This window comes from Variovorax sp. JS1663 (assembly GCF_002157355.1).
Taxonomy (GTDB): Bacteria; Pseudomonadota; Gammaproteobacteria; order Burkholderiales; family Burkholderiaceae_C; genus Variovorax.
This window is the reverse complement of record NZ_LYMK01000012.1, coordinates 87,402-109,325: the sequence shown is the minus strand read 5'-3', so window position 1 is coordinate 109,325 and position 21,924 is coordinate 87,402. Positions and strand designations below refer to the sequence as shown.

Below are 21,924 nucleotides of genomic sequence, written 5' to 3'. Positions count from 1 at the left end.
CTTGTCTTCAGGGACGCTGCCAGCGCAGCAACTTGTTCTCGGCGAAGGCCAGCAGCGCGTTGCTCGCGAAGCCGATCAGGCCCAGCAGCGCGATGCCGGCGAACAGCTCGCTGGCGCGGAAGGCGCGGGCTGCGAGCAGGATGGCCTGGCCCAGGCCGCTTTGCGAGGCGATCATCTCGCCGACCACGGCGACGATCAGCGAGATGGTGAGCGCCAGCCGCATGCCGGCCAGGATGTCGGGCATGGCATTGGGCAGGCCGATCTTCCAGACGAATGCCGCGCGCGGCATCTGCAGGCAGCGCGCCACTTCCGCGAGGCGGGGGTCGACGGCCGCGAAGCCGTGCACGGTGGCCAGCAGCACCGGCCACATCGCGCCGAAGGCGACCACGAACAGCACCATGCCGGGGTTGAGCCCGAAGATCGAGATCGCCAGCGGCAGCAGCGCCGAGGCCGGCAGCGGGCGGATGAATTCCAGCGTGGGCTGCACCCAGGCCCGCACCGCCGGCGAGACGCCGATGGCCGCGCCCAGCAGCACGCCGAAAAGCGAGGCCAGCAGCCAGCCCTCGACCATGCGGCGCACGGTGGCGAGCGTGAAGGCCAGCAGCTCGCCCTGGCCGCCGCCGCTGCGCAGGTTCAGGCCCTCGGCCAGGCTGGCGAAGGTGGCCTGCGGCGTGGGCAGGAAAACGCGGCTGACCCAACCGGCATTGCTGGCGATCCACCAGAGCGCGACAAGTGCCGCGAACAGGGCGGCCGAGCCCATCCAGGCGTTGAGTCGCGCACCGCTCATGCCGCGCTGCCCATGCGCCGCGCGACGTGCTGTTGCAGCCGCAGCATCGCCGCGTTCACCGCGAAGCCCACCACGCCGATCCAGCCCAGCCAGGCCAGCATCAGCGCCGGGTCGAAGCTCTGCTGCGCGATCATCGTTGCGTAGCCCATGCCGTGCGGGTTGGCCGCGATCTCGACCGTGACCGCGACCACCAGTGCCACCGCCACGCCCAGGCGCAGGGCGACGAAGAGGCGCGGCACGATGGCCGGCAGCACGATCTTGAAGGCGCGGTCGCGCGCGGACAGGCCCAGCACGCGGCTGACCTCGAGCAGGCGCGGCTCCACCTGCTGCACCGCCGACTGCACCAGCACCAGCAGCGGCCAGAAGGTGGCGAAGGCGACGATGGCCAGCTCCATGCGCAGGCCGAAGCCGAACGTCAGCATGGCCAGCGGGATCAGCGCGACCGAGGGCACCGGGCGCAGCACCTCGATCGAGAGCGCGCCGATCTGCGCCGCGCGGCGCGACAGGCCGAGCACGATGCCCAGTGCGATGCCGAGCACGGCACCGCAGACGAGGCCCAGCGCGGCCGTGCCCAGCGTGAAGCCGGTGGCCTGCCAGAGCGAGCCGTCCGCCGCGGCGCCGCCGAAGGCCTTCAGCGCGGCGCTGGGTGGTGCCAGCGCATCGCTGCCGAGCGCGGCGGCGCGGCGGGCGTACCACTCGAACAGGGCGAGCAGCAGCGCGGGAAAGACCCAGGGCCGAAGCCGCAGGAGCAGACCGCGCGTGAGGCCGTCACTCATGGCCGTGCTCGATGAAGGAGAAAAGCGCACGTCTGAGGCGCAGGAACTCCGGGTGCTCCTTGGTGGTGAGCTGATCGCGCGGACGCGGGATCTTCACGTCGATCATGCGCGCCAGGCTGGGCCGTCCCAGGCCGGGATCGGCCTGCAGCGCGATCACCCGGTCGCCGAGATAGATCGCTTCCTCCAGGTCGTGCGTGACGAACACAACCGCCAGCCCGTCCTCGCGCACCAGGCGCGCCAGCTCGTCCTGCAGACCCTGGCGCGTGAGCGCGTCCAGCGCGCCGAAGGGCTCGTCCATCATCATCAGCTCGGGCTTCTGCACCAGGCAGCGCGCGATCTGCGTGCGCTGCTGCATGCCGCCGGACAGCTGCATCGGGAATTTCTGCGCATGCCCTGCCAGGCCCACCTTGCGCAGCACCTCGGCGATGCGCGGCTCGCGCTCCTGCGGCGGCACGCCGGCCGCCTCCAGCGCCAGGCTCACGTTGCCTTCCACCGTGCGCCAGGGCAGCAGGGCGCGGCCGTAGTCCTGGAACACGAAGGCCACCTCGCGCGAGGGCGCGTTCACCGGCTGGCCGCGGCGCCGCACCTCGCCGCTGCTGGCGCGCACCAGGCCGCTGGCCGCGCGCAGCAGCGTGGTCTTGCCGCAGCCGCTGGGGCCGACGATGCACAGGAACTCGCCGCGCGCGACCTCGAAGGAGGTGGGCGACAGCACTTCGCGCTCTTCATAGCAGATGCGCACGTCGTCGACGCTGAGCAGCACTTCGTTCATTTGACGACGAGCTTCGCGATGTCGATCGGGGTCTTGAGCATCTCCTGCTCCTTCATCAGCCCGACCCAGTAGGTCAGCTGCTTGTCGCTCACCACGGGCCCCGGGGGCGAGATCTGGACCTTGGCGAGCACCTCGGGCGGCAGCTTGATGTACTTGCCGATGATGGCGCGCACGCGCGCGTCGTTCTTCGGCTGCTGCATGAAGGCGGCGGCCTCCTGCACCGCCTCGCGGAAGGCCCGTGCGGCGGCCGGATTCTTCTGTACCCATTCGCGCTTGGCCGCGTGCACGATCGTCTGGTTGCCCTCGGGCAGGAAGGTCGAGTAGTAGGAGGCCACGTAGCCGGCGCCGCTGTCGGTGATGCGGCTCATGAACGGGTCGGCCGAGACCACCGCGTCGATCGAGCCGCCGCGCAGCAGGTCGGCATGCTGCGGGAAGGCGGCCTCGACGAAGCTGACCTTGCGGTAGTCCACGCCCTGGTCCTTCAACCAGGCGCGGAAGGTGACGTGCAGGAAGGCGCCCAGGCCGGGCACGCCGATCTTCTTGCCCACGCAGTCCTGCGCGCTCCTGATGCCGGAGCCCGCACGGGCCACCAGGCCGAAGGCGGTGATGGTCTTGGAGGTGAGGCCGCCGCCGGCCACGAGGACCAGGTCGAGGCCGCCGTCCACCGCCTGCAGGAAGACCGAGGGCGTGGGCCCGCCGATCTGCAGCGAATCGGATTGCAGCGCGGCGGGGATGGTGGAGTTGAGCGGGATGAACTTGAGCTCCACGTCCAGGTTGCGCTTCTTGAAGGCCCCTTCCTCGGCGGCCACGAAGACCGAGGCGAAGTCGGTCACGGCGGTGTAGCCGAACACGATCTTCGTGGCGGCGGCCTGTGCGTGCGCCGGCAGCGCAAGAGCGGAGGGGCTCGCGGCGAGTGCCGCGAGCAGGGAGCGTCTATTCATCATGGCTCATGTTTCCTTTTGTCTTCGGTATGAGGGAGTCGGCGACCGTGACGGCTCTTGGGACTCGCTGGCATGCGCGGGCAAGCCGCCCAGTGCGAGGGTCAGTGCAATCAGATGGCCGCGTGGTCCTCTTTGCTACAGGATCGGGAGCAGCGAATGCTAGAGATGGCTTGCCGAGTTATCGATGCGCTGCGACATTTCGCGGAAGTTGGAGAGTCAGCCCTGTGAACGCGCCGCCAGCAGGGAGCGTCGTTCATCATGGTTTGCTTCTCCTTGAAATGGTTTTCTTCCTCGCGGCCCGGGGCGGCGGCAGCGCCGCGCGCAGGCCACCGACGATGAAGTTCACCAGCATCGGCGCCACGGCGGGGTCGCTGCGCCGATTCTCACCACGCGAAAGCCGCTCGACGCGGCTGTCGTTCAGGTGGTGCAGCAGCGCGCCCAGCGCGAACTGGTAGCCCCACGCCGCCTGGGCGCGCGTGGCATGGGGCAGGGCGACGTGCAATGCGTCGATGTAGGCCTCGGCCAGTGGGTCGAAGTAGCTGCGCAGCACGCGGTCGGCCTCTTCGGTCGCGTGGTAGAGCTCGCGCGCGACCAGCAGTGCGTAGTACTCGCCCTCGGCGCTGGCGCGCAGTGCGAGCACCGGCGCTGTGAAGGCCTCGACGATGCGCGGCAGTGTGCGCGTGTCGTCCGGGTCCATGCGCACGGCGCGCAGGCCCGCCAGGCGCTCCTCGATGCTGTGGCTCCAGTGCTCGAAGATCGCGTGGAAGAGCTCCTGCTTGGGACCGAAGTAATAGCCCACCAGCGCCAGCGGCACCCCGGCCTCGTCGGCGATCTGGCGGATGCTGACCGCGTGGTAGCCGTGCTGTGCGAACAGCTTCTCCGCCGCGAGCAGGATGGCCTGCCGGCGGTCAGGCCGCGTGGCCTCGGCGCGCGCGGCCCCTGCGCGGCGCGGCGACCGGCGAAGCGGAAAAGAGGGTGGCGCATGGTTGACCATGACCGGGATTGAACAAGTGTACAAACCTGTTGAACACTCGTACAAACCCTGAAGCCACCCGGCGAAACTGGTTACACCCTTCTTGCATCGCGGCGCGGGCGCGGGCTACAGTGCTCGACCGGCCGGCCGCGACGGCGCCGGATCATCAGGAGACAACCCATGGAGCTGCGGCAGCGCGAGCACATCGACGCCGTGGTCGAGCTCACCACGCGCAGCGTGCCGCCGCAGGCGCTTCTCCAGCAGCACGACGCGGTCATCCGCTCGTCATGGCAGCGCTGCGTGCACGAGCACGGCCTCGACCCCACGCGCATGCAGGAAGCCCGCATCCTGCCCTGGGGCGAACTGCGCGAGCACCAGGAGCGGCTGGAGGACTTCACGCAGATCGCGCGCCACGGCCTCACCGCGCTCTACCAGCAGGTGGCAGGCACCGGCTACGTGGTGCTGCTGACCGATGCGCAGGGCGTCACCGTCGACTACCTGGGCGATCCCAACTCGGGTGTGAGCTTGCGCCGCGCCGGCCTGTACCTCGGCGCCGAATGGACCGAGACGCATGCGGGCACCTGCGCGGTCGGCACCGCGCTGGCCACCGGCGAGGCGCTGACGGTGCACCAGGCCGACCACTTCGACGCCACGCACATCCCGCTGACCTGCACCGCGGCGCCGGTGTTCGATTCGAGCGGGCGGCTCAACGCCATCCTCGACATCTCGGCGCTGGTGTCGCCGGGACCCAAGGCCAGCCAGCAGCTCGCGCTGCAGCTGGTGAAGATCTACGCGCACCACATCGAGAACGCGCAGTTCGCGCGCGCCCACCGCGACGACTGGATCCTCAAGCTCAATGCCGCGCCGGCCTTCGTCGACGTCAATCCCGACTACCTGATCGCGCTCGACGCGCGCGGCCGCATCGTGGGCCACAACCATCGCGCGCGGCAGATGCTCGAAGCGGAGCTCGGGCTGCCGGCCGCCGACCCGCAGGGAGAAAGCCCGCTGCTGGGGCGGACCTTCGAGAGCCTCTTCGATGCCCGCTTCGATGCGCTCGGCCAGTATCTGTACGCACGCCCCAGCGAGCAGCGGGTGGTGACGCTGGCCCGCAGCGGCGACGCGTTGTTCCTCGGCGCGGTGCCGCCGATCGAGCGCATCGCGTCGGCGAGCCGCAGCGAGGCCCCCGCGGCGGCGATTCCGGCGCCGTTGGCCGCCCTGAGCGGCGGCGACGCAGCCCTGCAGCGCCAGCTCCAGCGCGCCGCCCGCCTGGTCGATTCGCCGATCAACCTGCTGATCCATGGCGAGACCGGCAGCGGCAAGGAATACTTCGCGAAAGCCCTGCACGCGGCCAGCGCGCGCAGCCGGCGGCCCTTCATCGCGGTGAACTGCGCCGCCATCCCCGAGACGCTGATCGAGAGCGAGCTGTTCGGCCACCTGCCCGGCAGCTTCTCGGGCGCGGGCAGCAAGGCCAAGCGGGGGCTGATCCAGGAATCCGACGGCGGCACGCTGTTCCTCGACGAGATCGGCGACATGCCGCGCGAGCTGCAGTCGCGCCTGCTGCGCGTGCTCGCCGAGCGCGAGGTGCTGGCGATCGGCGCCTCGCGGGCGGTGCCGGTCGACATCCGCGTGATCTCGGCCACCCACCATCCGCTGGAGCGGCTGGTGCGCGAGGGGCGCTTCCGCGAGGACCTCTACTACCGGCTCAACGGCGCCCTGTTCGCGCTGCCGCCGCTGCGCGAGCGCGGCGACCTCGACTGGCTGATGCGCAAGCTGCTCGGTGAATCCGTCGCGCTGTCACCGGCGGCACGCGAGCGCCTGCATGCGCACCGCTGGCCGGGCAACCTGCGCGAGCTGCGCAATGTGCTGGAGTACGCGCGCGCCGTGTGCGAGGGCGGGCGCATCGAGGCGCATGACCTGCCGGACGGCTTCGGCGGCGAGGGAGCGCAGCCGGCCGCACCACCGCTGCAGCATGTGCATCCCAACGACCCGCACCACCTGCCGCCCGAAGGCATGCTGCTCATGCAGTACCTGCGCGCCGCCAGCTGGAACCTCAGCGCGGTCGCCCGCCAGCTGGGCATCAGCCGCATGACGCTGTACCGCCGAATGGCGCGACTGGGTATCCAGTCGCCCAACCGGCGCGATGTCGGCGAGGGTTGAGTTCAGCTGTATCGCGTGGGACAGGCGGACCTGTGACACCTGTATCGCGCAAGCCTGACAGAGGCCGTGACGGGCTGATTTTTCAAGGGTAATCCCGCGCTTTTCGACGCTGCGGCGCGCTCTGCGCACGTGGCACGTCGCTTGCGAAAACCTGGTGCGAACCACCACCAGGAGACACCCCGCATGCACCGCATCGCGCCAGCAGGGCAGCAGCAGCGACAGGCCACGGTCGGCATCATCGCCAACCCCGTGTCGGCGCGCGACATCCGCCGCGTGGTGGCCAATGCCAACAGCCTGCAGTTGGCGGACAGGGTGAACATCCTGTTGCGGCTGGTGGCCGCGCTGGGCAGCTGCGACATCGCGCGGGTGCTGGTGATGCCGGACCGCGAGGGCCTGCGGCCGATGCTGCGCCGCCATCTCGACCGGCTCCATGCCGCGGCCGATGAGGCCACGGTGCTGCCGCAGGTCGCCTGGCTGGAGATGCCCGTCACCGGCTGCGTCGACGACAGCTTCCGCGCCGCGCGCATGCTGCACGAGGCGGGCGTCGCGGCGATCGTGGTGCTGGGCGGCGACGGCACCCACCGTGCGGTGGTGCGCGAGTGCGGCGAGGTGCCGGTCGCCGGGTTGTCCACCGGCACCAACAACGCCTACCCCGAGATGCGCGAGGCCACGGTGGCCGGGTTGGCCGTGGGCCTGTATGCCGCCGGGTGCATTCCCGATGCGCTGGCACTGGTGCCGAACAAGCGGCTGGAGCTCAGCGTCAATGCCGGCCGCGCCGACGAGCGGCGCGACATCGCGCTGGTCGACGTGGCGATCTCCAGCGAGCACTTCATTGGCGCGCGCGCCCTTTGGAAGGCCGACACGCTGTCCGCGGTCTACCTCGCCTACGCGGAGCCCGAGGCGATCGGCATCTCCGCCATCGGCGGCCTGCTGGCGCCGGTCGGCCGGCGCGAGCCCGGTGGCCTCGCGATCGAACTGGCGCCCGAGGGCCGCACGATCTTGCGCGCGCCGATCGCACCAGGGCTGGTACGGCCGGTCGCGGTAAGCGGCTGGCGCCGCATGGCCGACGGCGTGCCCTGCCGGGTGCGCCAGGCCAGCGGCGTGATCGCGCTGGACGGCGAGCGCGAGATCGCCTTCGTTGCTTCCGACGAGATCACCGTCACATTGCGCGAACGCGCCTTCCGCTCGATCGACATCGCGGCCTGCATGCGCCATGCGGCGCGCGCCGGGCTCATGCGCGGCGCCGCGCCGGCCGTGGCCCCGGCCCCCGGCATCGCTTCACCCACCCCCCGTCCACTTCAAAGGAGACAGGCATGACCGCCAAAGCCAGAAGCGCCGAACCGGCGCACCTGCCCATCGACCGGCCCGAGCTGCTCGCGTGCTACCGGAAGATGCGCACCATCCGCGAATTTGAGGAGCGGCTGCACGTCGACTTCTCGCGCGGCGACATCCCCGGCTTCGTCCACCTCTATGCCGGCGAGGAGGCGGCCGGCGTCGGCATCCTGCACCACCTGCACGACGGCGACCGCATCGCCAGCACGCACCGCGGCCATGGCCACTGCATCGCCAAGGGCGTGGACGTGGTGGCGATGATGAAGGAGATCTACGGCCGCAGCGGCGGCTCCTGCAACGGCAAGGGCGGCTCGATGCACATCGCCGACCTGTCCAAGGGCATGATGGGCGCCAACGGCATCCTCGGTGCCGGGGCGCCGCTGATCTGCGGCGCGGCACTCGCGGCCAAATTCCGAGGCAAGGGCGAGGTCGGCATCACCTTCACCGGTGACGGCGCCTCCAACCAGGGCACCTTCCTCGAGAGCCTGAACCTGGCCGCGGTGTGGAACCTGCCGGTGATCTTCGTCATCGAGAACAACGGCTACGCCGAGTCGACCTCGCGCGACTACGCCACCGCGGTCGACAGCTACGTGGACCGCGCGGCCGGTTTCGGCATTCCGGGCGTGACGGTGGACGGCACCGACTTCTTCGCGGTGCACGAGGCGGCCGGCGAGCTGATCCGCCGCGCCCGCGAGGGCGGGGGGCCCTCGCTGCTCGAATGCAAGATGGTGCGCTTCTATGGCCACTTCGAGGGCGATGCCCAGACCTACCGCGGGCCCGGCGAGCTCGACGAAATCCGCGCCAACCGCGACTGCCTGAAGCTCTTCTCCGCCAAGGTCACGGTCGCCGGCGCGGTCGCGCAGCAAGAGCTCGACGCCATCGACCAGGAGGTCGCTGCCCTGATCGAACGCGCGGTGCAGGAGGCCAAGGCCGCGCCGCAGCCCACCGCCGCCGACCTGCTCACCGACGTCTACGTGAGCTATTGAACACGCCACATCACAGGAGACCTGACATGGCCCGCAAACTCAGCATGAAGCTGGCGATCAACGAGGCGATCGACCAGGAAATGACCCGTGACCCGAGCGTGATCATGCTCGGCGAAGACATCGTCGGCGGTGCCGGCGCCGACGGCGAGAAGGACGCCTGGGGCGGCGTGCTCGGCGTCACCAAGGGCCTGTACGCCAAGCACGGCGACCGCCTGCTGGACACGCCGCTGTCCGAATCGGCCTATGTGGGCGCTGCGATCGGCGCCGCCGCCTGCGGCATGCGGCCGATCGCCGAGCTGATGTTCATCGACTTCATGGGCGTGTGCTTCGACCAGATCTACAACCAGGCCGCGAAGTTCCGCTACATGTTCGGCGGCAAGGCCGAGACGCCGGTGGTGATCCGCGCGATGGTGGGCGCGGGCTTCCGCGCCGCCGCGCAGCACAGCCAGATGCTGACGCCGCTGTTCACCCACATCCCCGGCCTCAAGGTGGTGTGTCCGAGCACGCCGTACGACACCAAGGGCCTGCTGATCCAGTCCATCCGCGACAACGACCCGGTGATCTTCTGCGAGCACAAGAACCTCTACGGCTTCGAGGGCGAGGTGCCCGAGGGCGCCTACACCATCCCCTTCGGCGAGGCTCGCATCGCGCGCGACGGCAAGCACGTGTCCATCGTCAGTTATGGACTGATGGTGCACCGCGCGCTCGAGGCCGCCGCGACGCTCGCCAAGGAAGGCATCGAGGCCGAGGTGATCGACCTGCGCACGCTCTCGCCGCTGGACATCGACACGGTGCTGGAGACGGTGGAGAACACCGGCCGCCTGGTGGTGGTGGACGAGGCCAGCCCGCGCTGCAACATCGCCACCGACGTCGCCGCGCAGGTGGCGCAGCGGGCCTTCGGCGCGCTGCAGGCCCCGATCGAGATGGTGTGTCCGCCGCACACGCCGGTGCCCTTCTCGCCGGTGCTCGAAGACCTCTACATCCCCAGCGCCGCGCAGATCGCCGAGGCCGCGCGCCGCACCCTGGGCAAGGGAGGGAAGCACTGATGAGCGCTGCCGCCAACACGGCCATCACGCCGATCGTCATGCCCAAGTGGGGCCTGTCGATGAAGGAAGGGACCGTCAACGCCTGGCTGGTCGAGGAGGGCGCGGACATCACGGTCGGCATGCCGATCCTCGATGTGGAGACCGACAAGATCTCCAACGCGGTGGAGGCGCCTGATGCAGGGCGCCTGCGCCGCAAGGTGGCGGCCGAGGGCGACGTGCTGCCGGTCAAGGCGCTGCTGGGCGTGCTGGCGCCCGCCGAGGTGAGCGACGAGCAGATCGATGCCTACGTTGCGGCCTACGAGACGCCGGCCGACGGCGAGGACGAGGAGGCCACCGCCTCTGCCTACCAGTTCGCCGGGGTCGACGGCCTGCGGGTGCGCTATGCGCGCAAGGGGACGGGCGCGCAGACGGTGCTGTTCATCCACGGCTTCGGCGGCGACATGGACAACTGGCTGTTCAACCTCGATGCACTGGCGGACGGCCACACGGTGGTCGCGCTCGACCTTCCGGGCCACGGGCAATCGAGCCCGCAGCTGCCCGGCACGACGCTGGTGGCGCTGGCGGGTTTCGTCGCGCGCTTCATGGACGTGCTGGACATCGAGGATGCGCACCTGGTCGGCCACTCGATGGGCGGCGGTGTGGCGGCGCAGCTCGCGCTCGATGCGCCCCAGCGCGTGCGCTCGCTCACGCTGATCGACGGCGCCGGCCTCGGCGACGAAGTCAACAACGGCTACACCGAGGGCTTCGTCAACGCGCAGTCTCGGCGCGAACTCAAGCCGGTGGTGGAGCTGCTGTTCGCCGATCCGGGATTGGCGAGCCGCCAGATGCTCGACGACCTGCTCGCCTACAAGCGCCTCGACGGCGTGGCCGAGGCGCTGGGCGCACTGGGTGCCAGCCTGTTCGCCGACGGTCGCCAGCGCGAGCAGCCGGGCCGCCGGCTCGATGCGAAGGCCCTGCCGGTGCTGGTGCTGTGGGGCGAGCAGGACCGCATCATCCCGGCAGCGCACGCACGGCAGGCGCCGGAGGGCGCGACGGTCCACGTGCTGCCGGGCGCCGGGCACATGCCCCAGATGGAGAAGGCCGGCGAGGTCAACGCGCTGCTTCGGCAGCACCTGGCGCGCTGAGGCGAGGGCGAAGCGCGGCCCATTCACAATGGCGCGCTGATGCCCTTCAACCTCGTCGACCCGGCCGCGCTGCCCGCCGACCCCATGGCGGCGGAGTCCGTGCTGCTCGACCGGGCGGCAGCCGGCGATTCCGTGGCGCACGTGTGGGAGGCACCGCTCTCGCTCGCCGTGCCCCGCAGCTACCGCCGCCATGCGGAACTCGATGCAGCGCGGGCGCGCTTCGCCGCGGCGGGCTGCCCGGTGCACCTGCGTCTGTCCGGTGGCGGGCTGGTGCCGCAGGGGCCGGGCATCCTGAATCTCAGCGCCGCCTGGATGGAGGCGGGCGTGGCCGGCGAGCGGGCCGAGCCGATCTACCTCTGGCTGTGCGAGCTGCTGCGCGATGCGCTGGCGGATGTCGGCGTCGCGACGCATTGGCAGGCGGTCGAAGGCTCCTTCTGCGATGGCCGCTTCAATCTCGCCTGGGGCGAGGGCGCAGCCGCACGCAAGATCGTGGGCACCGCGCAGTACTGGCGGCCAATCGTGGGCACCACGCCGCGCCGGCACGCGGTGCTCGCGCATGCGGTGCTGCTGGTGGACGCCGATACGTACGAGGCCAATGCGCGCGCCAATGCCTTCGAGGCTGCGATCGGGAGCGGCCGCAGCTACCGTGAGGACCGCATCGTCAGCGTCGCGCAGGCGCGTGCGGTCGGCGGGGTGCCGTCCGGCGGTCCGTGCATGCCGGCCTTCTCCCAGGCGTTGAGCGAGTGCGTGCGCGCGGCGCCGTCACCCATGGGACATTCCCGCTGACACGACCGGCGCGGGCGCCGATACCCTCGGCTGTCATGACAGCGCCCTTCGTCCCCCGGATCCGTCTCTACCAGAACTGGCTGCGCGACCAGCGCGGCCTCGTCTTCGATTCGTACGATGCGCTATGGCGCTGGTCGGTCAGCGACCTCGAGGGCTTCTGGCGCAGCATCTGGGACTACAGCGGCCTGCAGTCGCCGGCACCGCCCGGCCAGGTTCTGGTCGAGGCCCGCATGCCCTGTGCTCAGTGGTTTCCGGGCACGCAGGTCAACTACGCGCGAGAGGTGCTTCGGCATGTCGACGCGGCGCAGGCGGCCGGGCTGCCGGCGATCGTCAGCGAGAACGAGCTGGGCGAGGTACGCGAGATGTCCTGGCCCGAGCTGCGCCGGCAGGTCGCGGCCTTCGCGCTCACGCTGCGTGCGCTGGGCGTGGAACGGGGCGACCGCGTCGCCGCCTACCTCCCCAACCGGCCCGAGACCATGGTCGCTTTCCTGGCCTGTTCCAGCATCGGTGCGGTGTGGAGCGTCTGCGCGCCCGACATGGGCACGGCCTCGGTGGTCGACCGCTTCCGGCAGATCGAGCCGACGCTGCTGATCGCGGCCGACGGCGTGCACTACGGCGGCAAGGCGCTGGACCGCAGCGCCGTGGTGCAGGAACTGCGCGCCGCGCTGCCCAGCGTGCGCACGCTGGTGCTGCTGCGCACGCCCTTCGCCGCGCAGCGCATCCCGGCCGAGGCCGACTGGGCCGAGTCCATCGCGCGTGACGACGCGGCCACCGTGGCCTTCGAGCCCGAATGGCTGCCCTTCGACCACCCGGTCTGGATCGTCTATTCGAGCGGCACCACCGGCCTGCCCAAGCCCATCGTGCACGGGCAGGGGGGCATCCTGCTCAACATGTATGCCTGCGGGCTGCACCATGACCTGGGGCCCAGCTACGAGGCCAACAATGCCGGCGAGCGCTACCACTGGTACAGCTCGACCGGCTGGGTCATGTGGAACTCGCAGCTCGCGGGGCTGGCGTCCGGCACCACGATCTGCCTCTACGACGGCAACCCGGCCGGCAGCAAGGAGAAGCCGGACTGGGGCGTGCTGTGGCGCTTCGTCGCGCGGCACAAGATCACTTTCTTCGGCGCGGGCGCGGCTTACTTCGCCAACTGCATGAAGGCGGGCGTCCAGGCCCGCGACTGCGGCGACCTTTCACGGGTGCGCGCGCTCGGCAGCACCGGCTCGCCGCTGTCGGAAGAGGTGCAGCGCTGGGGCACGGCGCAAGTCCTCGCCGCCGGATCGCCTGCGGTGTGGTGGTACAACATTTCCGGCGGCACCGACTTCTGCGGCGCCTTCGTCGGCGGAAACCGCGAACTGCCCGAGGTGCCTGGGCAGATGCAGTGCCGTTTCCTCGGCGCCGCGGTCGAGGCCTGGAACGAACAGGGGCAGCCGGTGATCGGCGAGGTCGGCGAACTGGTGTGCACCCAGCCCATTCCCTCTATGCCGCTGTGCTTCTGGGGCGACGAAGGCAATGCGCGCTACCTCTCGAGCTACTTCGACATGTACCCCGGCGTCTGGCGCCATGGCGACTGGATCCGCATCGGCGAGGACGGCGGCTGCATCATCTACGGCCGCAGTGACGCCACCATCAACCGCCAGGGCCTGCGCATGGGCACCAGCGAGATCTACAGCGCGGTCGAGGGTCTGCCCGAGGTGCTCGACTCGATGGTGGTGGACCTCGAATACCTCGGCCGCGAGAGCTACATGCCGCTGTTCGTGGTGCTGCGCCCCGGCGTCGAACTCGACGATGCGATGCGGGCGAAGATCAACGAGGCGATCCGCACCCAGCTGTCGCCGCGCTTCCTGCCCAACGACATCTTCCAGGTGGCGGAGATCCCGCGCACGCTCTCCGGCAAGAAGCAGGAGCTGCCGATCAAGAAGCTGCTGCTGGGCCAGCCGATCGAGAAGGTGGTGAACCGCGAGGCCATGGCCAATCCGGGCAGCCTGGATTGGTTCGTGGCTTTCGCAGCGCGAAGGGGGGCGCAGGCGGAGGTGGCGGGCACATGAAGAAACGCACTGTGCAGGGCGGCCGCCTGTCTCGATGAGTTTCTCCTGGCGATGAGGAGTCCGCGCCGAGCGGCAGCGTGCTTTTTGCGGCACTGCAGCAAAAAAGGCGACGGCATGCTAAGGTTCCGAGCCTAGGGTTTACCCCTGCTCGCCGAACTCCCCATGTCGCCCGCCACCACCCCTCCCTCTTCCGCGCCGGCCCCCGGCTTCCTGCAGGCCGTGCTCGCCCTCGGCGTCGGCGGCTTCGCCATCGGCACCGGCGAATTCGTCATCATGGGCCTGCTGCCCGAGGTGGCGCAGGACATCGGCACCACGATTCCCCAGGCCGGCCATGTGATCAGCGCCTATGCCCTGGGCGTGGTGATCGGCGCGCCCGTGCTCGCCGTGCTGGCCGCCGGCTGGCCCCGTCGGGCATTGCTGATCGCGCTGATGGCGGTGTTCGCCGCCGGCAACTTCGCCAGCGCCCTGGCGCCGGGCTACCTGTCGCTCAACCTGCTGCGCTTCGCCAGCGGGCTGCCGCACGGCACCTACTTCGGCGTCGCGGCGCTGGTGGCGGCGGGCCTGGCCCCGGCCGGGCGGCGTGCCAGCGCGGTCGGCCTGGTGATGCTGGGCCTGACTGGCGCCACGCTGGTCGGGGTGCCCATCGCGGCCTGGCTGGGTCAGCATTTCGGCTGGCGTGCTGCCTTCGTCTTCGTCGGCCTGATCGCGGTGCTCGCCATGGCGATGTTGCTCCGCGCCTTGCCGCCGCTTCCCGCCTCCTCGGGCGCCAGCCCGTGGCGCGAACTGGAGGCCCTGCGACGCAAGCAGGTCTGGCTGACGCTGGGCATCGCCGCGATCGGCTTCGGTGGCATGTTCGCCGTCTTCAGCTATGTGAAGCCGACCTTGACCGAGGTGGCGGGGCTGCCGCTGTCCGGCGTGCCGCTGGTCCTGGCACTGTTCGGCGCCGGCATGGTGGGCGGCAACCTGGTGGGTGCGCGGCTGGCGGACAAGGCGCTGATGCCCACCATCGGCGGGCTGCTGGTGTGGGCGGCGCTGGTGCTCTGCGGCTTTTCCTTCGCGGCGCACCACGTGGTCACGGCGGCGGTCAGCGTGTTGCTGGTGGGGACCATCGTCGCCATCGGCCCGGCGCTGCAGATCCGGCTGATGGACGTGGCTGGCGACGCGCAGACGCTCGCGGCTGCGCTCAACCACTCCGCCTTCAACATGGCGAACGCGCTGGGTGCCTGGCTGGGCGGCGTCGCCATCACGGCCGGTCTGGGCTGGACCTCGACCGGCTGGGTGGGCGCGCTGCTGGCGCTGGCCGGGCTGGGGGTGTTCGTGTGGTCGCTGGCCAGCGAGCGCCGGGCGCCTTCGGGCGGCCAACCGGCCGTGGGACGCGCGGGCGCGTAGGCCGGGCCAGGGCGTTGACGCGCCCTACAGCCAGTTGCCCTGCGGCATCTGGATCGTGGTTGCCGGATCGCTGCCGCCGACCAGCGCACCGAAGACGATGCTCAGCAGCGAGACGAAGAGGCTCGCGAACAGGGCGGTCCAGAAGCCGGAAACCTTGAAGCCCTTCACCAGCGCCGCCACCAGCAGCAGCATCAGCGCGTTGATCACCAGCAGGAACAGGCCGAAGGTCAGCAGCGTGAGCGGCAGGGTGAGCACGATCAGCACCGGCTTGACGATGGCGTTGGCGAAGCCCAGCAGCAGGGCGGAGACCACCAGCGCCGAGGTGCTCTCGAATCGGATGCCGCTGAAGAGGTGGCTGGCCACCCAGAGCGAGAGGGCGATGATGGCCCAGTGGAGAAGAAAGGGGGCCAGGTCGTTCAGCATCGGCGGGCGTGGGCTTCTGGGTGTCGGAAGCGGGCCATCATATCGATGCGCCGGCGCTGCCGGCCCCCGGCGGGCTCAGCCCTTGCCGTCGTCGTTGCGCGGCGCCGCCTTGGGCATGAAGCGCCGCATCCAGGCGCCCAGGCCGGGTCGACGCGCTTCCTCGGCGGCGGTGGTGTCGGGGCGGCTGGCGTAATAGACCTCGCGCTCGTGCTCCAGCACGGCGGCCAGAGCCTGCAGGTTCACGGGGTTGTATTCCCACAGCCCGCTGACGATGAAATGGCCCATATGCTCCGCATTGGGCTTGGGCGCGATCACGATGTGGCCGGCGCCGAGGCTCTGCAGGAAGGCGGAGCGCGCACCGGCGAGCCGCATGCCGTCGCCGTAGCCCTCCACCTGCCGGCTCAACGACAGGCTGATGGCCTGCACCGAGGTGAAGTTCTCGGCGATGAAGTACACCATCTCGACCAGCGCGAGCTTGCTGATCTCCAGTTTCTGCTGGATGACGATGGCCGTCGGCGTGAAGTGCTCAATGTGAACCTCCGTGCCTTCCCGGTTGACGGGAACGGGGTCCAGGGTCGCGATGTGGAGCGAACCGTCGTACAGGTACATCGGCGCGCCGAGCACGTACGGGCTCGAGTCGGGTCCCGTGATTCGCAGTTTCGCTCTGGTCATGATTCCCTTGGGGTACGCCACTTTAGACCGGCCCGCGCCCGGGCAGACCGGGCCTGGCGACGATTTCGACGATTTGTGCGGGCAATTACCGATGATGACGGCGGTAAACCACACCGTCTTCCGCCGGACGATCTATGGCGCTTCGGTCGATGCATAGCTTTGCCTTACATGGCTGGTGGTTTGCCATCGATACAACCCGTAACCCCAGGTTGCCATTCGCCTGCCAAAGGAGACTTGAGAAGCCCGGGTCGCCCGCTGCCCCAGGGGGTTCGGTGATTACTTTAGGTAACACTTTGTACTATTCTTGCGACTAAAACTGGACGAGCGTCACATACAACTTGCGTCATAACTGTGCAAGTGGAGTAATGCGCAATCTCTTGTGGGAATTCCTCCCCTTCCTGGCCCGCCGGGCCGAGCAACGCAAATACTTCAAGGACACAGCCATGGAACTGTCGGAGATCGCGGAATACCAGGATCAACTCGTAGGTCAGCTGGAGGAATCCGGCCTCAACGTCACCTTCGGTGACGATCTGTCCGTGCTGTTGAAGACCTACGAAGCGGCCACCGGGACCGGCTACGTCCAGCTCCCCTTCGTGCTGGAGGATCCGAAGGACTTCAACCCCTACAACTTCTGGGTCTGCTTCGACGACGGCAGTGCCCCGGTGGCGCTGACCGGCTACCGGACCATGGTCAACGGCAGCAGCGTCCGCCGCGTCGGCGAGGCCTACAGCCAGGGCACGCTCTACCGGTGCAAGCAGAAAGAAGGCTGGCTGCCGCAGTCCGGCCCGGCGCTCGAGCCCCAGGCGCTCTATGGCTACATCGGCGCGGGCTGGGTGCATCCCCGCTATCGCGGCCACAACCTCGCGGGCTTCATCGCCCGCATCGCCCAGGCCGAAGCGCTGCTGCGCACGCGCGGCACGCTGGCCGTCTCGACCGCCATGACGGCCGAGGCTCTCTATCTCTCCGGGATGAACCTGCGCGCCAGCGGTCTGCATCACCTGCACGTCGAGCTGGTGCTGGACGGCTACCTGGGCATTGCCGAACACGACATGCGGCTTTACATCTCGCACAGCACCGGCGCCGAGCTGATGCGCTTCTACGAGCACGAACTGGCGATGCTGCGTCAGGACGCGACGATCCCGTGGCTCCATGGCCACGACAAGACCCATGCCGAGGTCGTGCTGGCCGAGGCCGGGCAACTCGGCGCGCCCGTCCACGCCGAACCTTCCAGCGTGCTGGCCGGCCTGACCGCCTGATCTCCTCCCCTTCGCGCCGCTGACCCGGCGGCGCCGGCAGCTTTCCGCGCCTTGCTTCGGGCGCGGGTTCTCTCCGATCTCCCTGTTCGCCCCGGGCGTGTGTCCACACCCGGGGCGACGTCGTTACGCGTCGATATAGTTGTATATCGGGATAATTAATATTAATATCTCGAAAGACGCAATTATCAAAGCTTGCCGCCGTTCCGTTGCGTCGCGAGAACGCGCGGCGCCATTGGAGAGCGCATGCCCCCAAGCATCGAGGACAGACTTTTGGAACTGGACATCGTGCTGCCGACGCCGAAGCCATCGGCAGCACGCTATGTCGCCGCGCAGCGGGTGGGCGACACCCTCTACGTCTCGGGAACGATGCCGATCGGCGAGGCCGGCCCGCTATGGAAGGGGACGCTCGGCCAGGACGTATCGATCCCCGAGGCGCAGGCCGCCGCGAGGACCGCGGCCGTCCTCGTCCTGGCCCATGCCAAAGCCGCGCTCGGCGAACTCGGGCGCATTCGCCAGTGCCTGCGGCTGGAGGTCTTCGTCCGGGCGACCCCGGCCTTCGAGGACCACCCGCAGGTCGCCAATGGCGCCTCCGAGCTGCTGCTGCAGGCCCTGGGCGACAAAGGTGCCCATACCCGCTTTGCCGTCGGAGTAGCCAGCCTGCCCTTCGGCGTCCCCGTCGAACTGGCGGCGAGCTTCGCCGTCGATTGATGTCTTCATCCCGCCGGCCCCACGCCGGCTTCATCCCCGAGGTCATGCCATGAATCAAGTGAATACCGAAGAACTGCCCGAGGTCGTGGACCAGCGCATCCTGGCCGGCTGGCGGCTTTCCGAATGGGCGGACAGGATCCTGGAGTACGCCGGCGTCGGCGTCACCCTGGTCGATCGCCTGGGCCGCTGCGTCTACTACAACCAGTGGGCCAAGGACCACCTGGACCGCAAGCCCGGCTACATCGGCGACGAGATCCACAACCGGCACCGCCGCGCGATCACCAATCCGCGCTTCGACGCCATGCTGAAGCTCTTCGAGGAGGGCCGCATGGAGCCGGTGCGCTACGTGGCGCGCCCCTACGGCAAGACCACCATCCTGGTCACCGTCTCGCCGATCTACGTCGAGGGTGAGCTGGTGGGCTACTCGCAGATCGTCCTGCTGAAGGACGAGGTCGAGGCGCTGTGCCAGCGCTTCAACGCCTCGGGCCGCGAATCCTTCGAGCGCGAGATGCTCCCGGATTCCACGCCGTCGAACGACGACTGAGCGCACCCGGCGAACGCCGCCACAACAACCAGGAGACAAAGAGATGCGCAAGCCGTTCTACAGGCAGCTCTACGTGCAGGTGGTCCTCGGCATCGCGGCCGGCGTGCTGATCGGCATGGCCTGGCCGTCCACCGGGATCGCCATGCTTCCCCTCGGCGAGGGCTTCATCAAGCTCGTGAAGATGGTCATCGGCCCGGTGATCTTCTGCACGGTGGTGTCCGGCATCGCCAGCATGCAGGGCATGAAACAGCTCGGCCGCATCGGCGGCAAGGCGCTGGTCTATTTCGAGATCGTGTCGACCATCGCGCTGATCGTGGGCGCCTGCGCCGCGACCCTGCTGCATCCGGGGCATGGCTTCAACATCGACCCGAGCACGCTGGACACCGGCGCGGTCCGCAACTACGCGGCGAAGGCCGAAGACCAGTCGATGGTGAAGTTCATCGTCAACATCATTCCCGACACGTTGATCAGCGCCTTCAGCCGTGGCGACATCCTCCAGATCCTGCTGGTTTCGATCCTGGTGGGGTTCTCGCTGAATGCGCTGGGCGACCGGGTGCAGCTGGTCCGGGACATGCTCGACCAGGTCACGCATTCGCTCTTCCGCATCATCCACGTCGTGACCAAGGCCGCGCCGATCGGCGCGATGGGCGCCATCGGCTTCACCGTCGGCAAGTACGGCCTGGGCTCGCTGCTGCCGCTGCTGAAGCTGATCGCCACCTTCTACGGCGTCGCCATCGGCTTCGTGGTCGTCGTGCTCGGCGGCATCTGCGCCATGGCCGGCGTCAAGATCTGGCGCCTCCTGCGCTACCTGCGCGAAGAGCTGCTGATCGTGCTGGCGACGAGCTCGTCCGAAGCCGCCCTCCCGCAGCTGATGGACAAGCTCGAGAAGGCGGGCTGCAGCAAGCAGGTGGTAGGCCTGGTGGTGCCGACCGGCTATTCCTTCAACCTGGACGGCACCAACATCTACATCAGCCTGTCGATCCTCTTCATCGCGCAGGCCATGAACATCGACCTGACGCTTTGGGAGCAGTTGACGATCTTCGGCGTCGCCATGCTGACCTCCAAGGGCGCCAGCGGCGTGGCCGGCGCCGGCTTCGTGACCCTGGCGGCCACGCTGGCCGTGGTGCCCACCGTGCCGCTGGCGGGGCTGGTGCTGTTGCTGGGCGTCGACCGCTTCATGAGCGAGTGCCGCGCCCTCACGAACTTCATGGGCAATGCGGTGGCGTGCATCATCGTGTCGGCCTGGGAAGGGGAGCTGGACCGCTCGCAGCTGAAGGAGCAGCTCGGCGACGCGGCGCTCGGACGCGCGGGCTATCCGGCCCGCTGAAGTCCGAGCCGCAGCGCCGACCCAGAAGGAGCAAGCCATGAACCTGTTCGGATTTCTCCGCCGTCCGCGCGCGCCGGCCGAGAGCGCCTCGGCGCTGCTCAACAGCGCGCTGGACCTGGCGCTCGACTTCGGCAACTGGCTCAGCCCGATCCAGGGGCGGCTCAAGGCCCGCCATCCGTCGCTGGATGCGCAGCAGCTCGACAGGCTCAACCAGACCTGCATGGACGCCATCCGCTTCGGGCAGCAGACGGCGCTGAGCCTTTCCCGCACGGTGGAACCGGCCTCGGTCCAGGGCCGCTTCGATGCGCTGTTCATCGAGCGCTATCCGTGGGCGAGCCAGGACAATCGCGAGCGCGCCTGGCGGCACTGCATCTACTATGCGACCAAGACCGCGCGCGTCGGCTGATCGACAGGCCGCCCGCGCGGGGGCGCTCCCTCATCGATCCCCGGACAAGCACACGCGACATGGCCATCAACGAAGCCAACATCTCCACCTCCCAGCTGCGCGCGGTCGTCGCCGTGGCCAAGTGCGGCAGCTTCGTGTCGGCTGCCTCGACGCTGGGCCTGTCCCAGTCCTCCCTGAGCCGCATCGTGCAGAGTGCCGAGGAGGCGCTGAACATGCCGCTCTTCGCGCGCAGCACGCGCAGGGTCGAGCTGACCGACTCCGGCCGGGAGTTCGTCGCGGTGGCCGAGCGGATCCTGAACGACCTGGGCATCGCCCTGCGGAACATGGAGGACCTGCGCTCGCTGCGGCGCGGACAGATCATCGTGTCCTCGCTGCAGTCCTTCGCCCAGGGACCGCTGTCGGCCATCCTCTCGAAGTACGCCGACAGCTTCAGGGGCGTCGAGATCCAGCTGCGCGAGGGCGTGCAGGAATCGGTCACGCAGGACGTGCAGAGCGGCGTGTCCGATTTCGGCATCTGCGCGGTCGACGGCATGGAGGGCGACTTCCACGTCGACGTGCTGGGCACCGAGTCCTTCCACCTGATCTTTCCCGAAGGCGCGCTGCGGGCCGATGTGGCGTCGCTCGGGCTGAAGGCGATCGATGGCCAGCGCCTGGTCTCGCTGCCCCTGGGGTCGCGCACGCGCGCGCTGATCGACGCCGCCTGCGCCGCCGCCGGCATCGGGGTCGATGCGTCCATCGTCGCCGCCAGCTTCGCCACCGTCATCAGCCTGGTGCAGCAGGGCGCCGGCGTGGCGATCGTGCCCTCCGGCATCGTGCCCAGCGCGCGCAACGCAGGGCTGCAGTCGGTCGCCCTCGACGATCGCATCCTGGTGCGCACGCTCGGCATCGCCCGCCTGCCGAACCGCACCCCCAATCCCGCCGCCAGCGAACTGCTGCGCCGACTGATGCAGGAGGTCAGCCCCTCATCGCTGGCGGGGACGCTCGGCACCACCCACGCTTCGACACGACCATGACTTCCCCGAACCCCTCCGACGCCACCTCGACCGCCCTCGGGCCGATCACCTACCGCGGAACCGTCTACCCCTGGCAATGCGACCACGTGGGCCACATGAACGTCATGTGGTACGTCGGCAAGTTCGACGAGGCCACCTGGCAGTTCTTCAACCTGCTGGGCCTGACGCCGGCCTACCTGCGCGAGCACCAGCGCGGCATGGCGGCGGTCGACCAGCACCTGAGCTACCTGCGCGAGCTGCATCCAGGCGACCTCGTCACCGTGCGCTCGGAGCTGCTGGAACTCAAGGAGAAGAGCGTGCGCTTCGTGCACGAGATGCGCGCCGACGGCGACGGCGGCCTGGTCGCCCGCTGCACGCTCAAGGCCGTGCACCTCGACACCACGCTGCGCAGCTCGTGCGCCTTTCCGCCGGAACTGGCGCAGAAGGCGCGGGACCTGTCCGGCTGGCCCCGCGAAGGCTGA

Annotated in this window: 22 protein-coding genes; 15 read left to right on the top strand and 7 right to left on the bottom strand. The window is 69.3% G+C overall.

Annotated features, from left to right (window positions below; translation table 11 throughout):
• Window positions 1-7 precede the first annotated feature (7 nt).
• The 5 genes from A8M77_RS12645 to A8M77_RS12625 form a co-directional block, all read right to left on the bottom strand.
• Window positions 8-787 carry an ABC transporter permease gene (locus A8M77_RS12645; protein ID WP_086921848.1) on the bottom strand — a complete coding sequence of 260 codons (780 nt, stop codon included), beginning with the start codon at window positions 785-787 and terminating at the stop codon, window positions 8-10.
• The gene (locus A8M77_RS12640) at window positions 784-1,563 is read right to left on the bottom strand and encodes an ABC transporter permease (RefSeq protein WP_086921847.1); all 780 of its coding nucleotides are present in this window, start codon (window positions 1,561-1,563) and stop codon (window positions 784-786) included. The genes A8M77_RS12645 and A8M77_RS12640 overlap by 4 nt, the downstream gene beginning before the upstream one ends.
• Window positions 1,556-2,332 (bottom strand): ABC transporter ATP-binding protein, encoded by a 777-nt coding sequence (locus A8M77_RS12635; RefSeq protein WP_086921846.1) that lies wholly within the window; start codon window positions 2,330-2,332, stop codon window positions 1,556-1,558. The genes A8M77_RS12640 and A8M77_RS12635 overlap by 8 nt, the downstream gene beginning before the upstream one ends.
• A complete protein-coding gene (locus A8M77_RS12630) occupies window positions 2,329-3,276 on the bottom strand; it encodes an ABC transporter substrate-binding protein (RefSeq protein ID WP_086921845.1) in 948 nt (315 codons plus the stop codon). Before A8M77_RS12630 ends, A8M77_RS12635 begins: the two co-directional genes overlap by 4 nt.
• A 253-nt stretch (window positions 3,277-3,529) precedes the next feature.
• A complete protein-coding gene (locus A8M77_RS12625; RefSeq protein WP_086921844.1) occupies window positions 3,530-4,267 on the bottom strand; it encodes a TetR/AcrR family transcriptional regulator in 738 nt (245 codons plus the stop codon).
• Between the two features lie 159 nt (window positions 4,268-4,426).
• Here A8M77_RS12625 and A8M77_RS12620 point away from each other — a divergent pair, with 159 nt between their 5' ends.
• The 8 genes from A8M77_RS12620 to A8M77_RS12585 all read left to right on the top strand — a co-directional run bounded on the left by A8M77_RS12620 (window position 4,427) and on the right by A8M77_RS12585 (window position 15,114).
• Complete coding sequence (locus A8M77_RS12620; RefSeq protein ID WP_086921843.1) at window positions 4,427-6,403, top strand: sigma-54-dependent Fis family transcriptional regulator; 1,977 nt, start codon at window positions 4,427-4,429, stop codon at window positions 6,401-6,403.
• Between the two features lie 183 nt (window positions 6,404-6,586).
• A complete protein-coding gene (locus A8M77_RS12615) occupies window positions 6,587-7,720 on the top strand; it encodes an ATP-NAD kinase family protein (protein ID WP_086921842.1) in 1,134 nt (377 codons plus the stop codon).
• Window positions 7,717-8,721: a thiamine pyrophosphate-dependent dehydrogenase E1 component subunit alpha gene (locus tag A8M77_RS12610; RefSeq protein WP_086921841.1), complete on the top strand. Its 1,005-nt coding sequence runs from the start codon at window positions 7,717-7,719 to the stop codon at window positions 8,719-8,721. Before A8M77_RS12615 ends, A8M77_RS12610 begins: the two co-directional genes overlap by 4 nt.
• A 26-nt stretch (window positions 8,722-8,747) precedes the next feature.
• Window positions 8,748-9,767, top strand: coding sequence for an alpha-ketoacid dehydrogenase subunit beta (locus tag A8M77_RS12605; RefSeq protein ID WP_086921840.1), 1,020 nt, complete (start codon window positions 8,748-8,750; stop codon window positions 9,765-9,767).
• Window positions 9,767-10,891, top strand: coding sequence for an acetoin dehydrogenase dihydrolipoyllysine-residue acetyltransferase subunit (locus A8M77_RS12600; protein ID WP_086921839.1), 1,125 nt, complete (start codon window positions 9,767-9,769; stop codon window positions 10,889-10,891). Before A8M77_RS12605 ends, A8M77_RS12600 begins: the two co-directional genes overlap by 1 nt.
• Before the next feature lie 39 nt (window positions 10,892-10,930).
• On the top strand, window positions 10,931-11,677 hold the full coding sequence (locus A8M77_RS12595; RefSeq protein ID WP_086921838.1) for a lipoyl protein ligase domain-containing protein: 747 nt from the start codon (window positions 10,931-10,933) through the stop codon (window positions 11,675-11,677).
• Window positions 11,678-11,712: 35 nt separating this feature from the next.
• On the top strand, window positions 11,713-13,725 hold the full coding sequence (locus A8M77_RS12590) for an acetoacetate--CoA ligase (protein WP_086921837.1): 2,013 nt from the start codon (window positions 11,713-11,715) through the stop codon (window positions 13,723-13,725).
• 162 nt (window positions 13,726-13,887) lie between these two features.
• Window positions 13,888-15,114 carry an MFS transporter gene (locus A8M77_RS12585; protein ID WP_086921836.1) on the top strand — a complete coding sequence of 409 codons (1,227 nt, stop codon included), beginning with the start codon at window positions 13,888-13,890 and terminating at the stop codon, window positions 15,112-15,114.
• 24 nt (window positions 15,115-15,138) lie between these two features.
• On the opposite strand, the gene A8M77_RS12580 is transcribed toward A8M77_RS12585, so the two are convergent.
• Entirely contained in the window at window positions 15,139-15,537 is a 399-nt protein-coding gene (locus A8M77_RS12580) for a phage holin family protein (RefSeq protein ID WP_086921835.1), read from the bottom strand.
• Window positions 15,538-15,612: 75 nt separating this feature from the next.
• Complete coding sequence (locus tag A8M77_RS12575) at window positions 15,613-16,209, bottom strand: hypothetical protein (RefSeq protein WP_143694590.1); 597 nt, start codon at window positions 16,207-16,209, stop codon at window positions 15,613-15,615.
• Window positions 16,210-16,574: 365 nt separating this feature from the next.
• On the opposite strand from A8M77_RS12575, the gene A8M77_RS12570 reads away from it, so the two are divergent.
• The 7 genes from A8M77_RS12570 to A8M77_RS12540 all read left to right on the top strand — a co-directional run bounded on the left by A8M77_RS12570 (window position 16,575) and on the right by A8M77_RS12540 (window position 21,924).
• Window positions 16,575-17,465, top strand: a complete 891-nt coding sequence (locus A8M77_RS12570; protein ID WP_086921833.1) for a hypothetical protein — start codon at window positions 16,575-16,577, stop codon at window positions 17,463-17,465.
• A 243-nt stretch (window positions 17,466-17,708) separates the two neighbouring features.
• A complete protein-coding gene (locus tag A8M77_RS12565) occupies window positions 17,709-18,173 on the top strand; it encodes a RidA family protein (protein WP_086921832.1) in 465 nt (154 codons plus the stop codon).
• Window positions 18,174-18,222: 49 nt separating this feature from the next.
• Window positions 18,223-18,717 (top strand): PAS domain-containing protein, encoded by a 495-nt coding sequence (locus tag A8M77_RS12560; RefSeq protein WP_086921831.1) that lies wholly within the window; start codon window positions 18,223-18,225, stop codon window positions 18,715-18,717.
• Between the two features lie 43 nt (window positions 18,718-18,760).
• Window positions 18,761-20,044 carry a C4-dicarboxylate transporter DctA gene (gene dctA / locus A8M77_RS12555; protein ID WP_086921830.1) on the top strand — a complete coding sequence of 428 codons (1,284 nt, stop codon included), beginning with the start codon at window positions 18,761-18,763 and terminating at the stop codon, window positions 20,042-20,044.
• Between the two features lie 37 nt (window positions 20,045-20,081).
• Window positions 20,082-20,450 carry a hypothetical protein gene (locus tag A8M77_RS12550; RefSeq protein ID WP_086921829.1) on the top strand — a complete coding sequence of 123 codons (369 nt, stop codon included), beginning with the start codon at window positions 20,082-20,084 and terminating at the stop codon, window positions 20,448-20,450.
• A 59-nt stretch (window positions 20,451-20,509) separates the two neighbouring features.
• Complete coding sequence (locus A8M77_RS12545) at window positions 20,510-21,463, top strand: LysR family transcriptional regulator (RefSeq protein ID WP_086921828.1); 954 nt, start codon at window positions 20,510-20,512, stop codon at window positions 21,461-21,463.
• Complete coding sequence (locus A8M77_RS12540) at window positions 21,460-21,924, top strand: acyl-CoA thioesterase (protein WP_086921827.1); 465 nt, start codon at window positions 21,460-21,462, stop codon at window positions 21,922-21,924. The genes A8M77_RS12545 and A8M77_RS12540 overlap by 4 nt, the downstream gene beginning before the upstream one ends.

What these genes read in the sequence shown, in the direction of transcription:
- A8M77_RS12550 (WP_086921829.1), top strand. Translation starts at nt 20,082, where the DNA reads ATGAACCTGTTCGGATTTCTCCGCCGTCCGCGCGCGCCGGCCGAGAGC.
- A8M77_RS12600 (WP_086921839.1), top strand. Translation starts at nt 9,767, where the DNA reads ATGAGCGCTGCCGCCAACACGGCCATCACGCCGATCGTCATGCCCAAG.
- A8M77_RS12625 (WP_086921844.1), bottom strand. Translation starts at nt 4,267, where the DNA reads ATGGTCAACCATGCGCCACCCTCTTTTCCGCTTCGCCGGTCGCCGCGC.
- A8M77_RS12545 (WP_086921828.1), top strand. Translation starts at nt 20,510, where the DNA reads ATGGCCATCAACGAAGCCAACATCTCCACCTCCCAGCTGCGCGCGGTC.
- A8M77_RS12610 (WP_086921841.1), top strand. Translation starts at nt 7,717, where the DNA reads ATGACCGCCAAAGCCAGAAGCGCCGAACCGGCGCACCTGCCCATCGAC.
- A8M77_RS12645 (WP_086921848.1), bottom strand. Translation starts at nt 787, where the DNA reads ATGAGCGGTGCGCGACTCAACGCCTGGATGGGCTCGGCCGCCCTGTTC.
- dctA (WP_086921830.1), top strand. Translation starts at nt 18,761, where the DNA reads ATGCGCAAGCCGTTCTACAGGCAGCTCTACGTGCAGGTGGTCCTCGGC.
- A8M77_RS12605 (WP_086921840.1), top strand. Translation starts at nt 8,748, where the DNA reads ATGGCCCGCAAACTCAGCATGAAGCTGGCGATCAACGAGGCGATCGAC.
- A8M77_RS12580 (WP_086921835.1), bottom strand. Translation starts at nt 15,537, where the DNA reads ATGCTGAACGACCTGGCCCCCTTTCTTCTCCACTGGGCCATCATCGCC.
- A8M77_RS12585 (WP_086921836.1), top strand. Translation starts at nt 13,888, where the DNA reads ATGTCGCCCGCCACCACCCCTCCCTCTTCCGCGCCGGCCCCCGGCTTC.
- A8M77_RS12540 (WP_086921827.1), top strand. Translation starts at nt 21,460, where the DNA reads ATGACTTCCCCGAACCCCTCCGACGCCACCTCGACCGCCCTCGGGCCG.
- A8M77_RS12635 (WP_086921846.1), bottom strand. Translation starts at nt 2,332, where the DNA reads ATGAACGAAGTGCTGCTCAGCGTCGACGACGTGCGCATCTGCTATGAA.
- A8M77_RS12595 (WP_086921838.1), top strand. Translation starts at nt 10,931, where the DNA reads ATGCCCTTCAACCTCGTCGACCCGGCCGCGCTGCCCGCCGACCCCATG.
- A8M77_RS12590 (WP_086921837.1), top strand. Translation starts at nt 11,713, where the DNA reads ATGACAGCGCCCTTCGTCCCCCGGATCCGTCTCTACCAGAACTGGCTG.
- A8M77_RS12575 (WP_143694590.1), bottom strand. Translation starts at nt 16,209, where the DNA reads ATGACCAGAGCGAAACTGCGAATCACGGGACCCGACTCGAGCCCGTAC.
- A8M77_RS12620 (WP_086921843.1), top strand. Translation starts at nt 4,427, where the DNA reads ATGGAGCTGCGGCAGCGCGAGCACATCGACGCCGTGGTCGAGCTCACC.
- A8M77_RS12630 (WP_086921845.1), bottom strand. Translation starts at nt 3,276, where the DNA reads ATGATGAATAGACGCTCCCTGCTCGCGGCACTCGCCGCGAGCCCCTCC.
- A8M77_RS12565 (WP_086921832.1), top strand. Translation starts at nt 17,709, where the DNA reads ATGCCCCCAAGCATCGAGGACAGACTTTTGGAACTGGACATCGTGCTG.
- A8M77_RS12560 (WP_086921831.1), top strand. Translation starts at nt 18,223, where the DNA reads ATGAATCAAGTGAATACCGAAGAACTGCCCGAGGTCGTGGACCAGCGC.
- A8M77_RS12615 (WP_086921842.1), top strand. Translation starts at nt 6,587, where the DNA reads ATGCACCGCATCGCGCCAGCAGGGCAGCAGCAGCGACAGGCCACGGTC.
- A8M77_RS12640 (WP_086921847.1), bottom strand. Translation starts at nt 1,563, where the DNA reads ATGAGTGACGGCCTCACGCGCGGTCTGCTCCTGCGGCTTCGGCCCTGG.
- A8M77_RS12570 (WP_086921833.1), top strand. Translation starts at nt 16,575, where the DNA reads ATGCGCAATCTCTTGTGGGAATTCCTCCCCTTCCTGGCCCGCCGGGCC.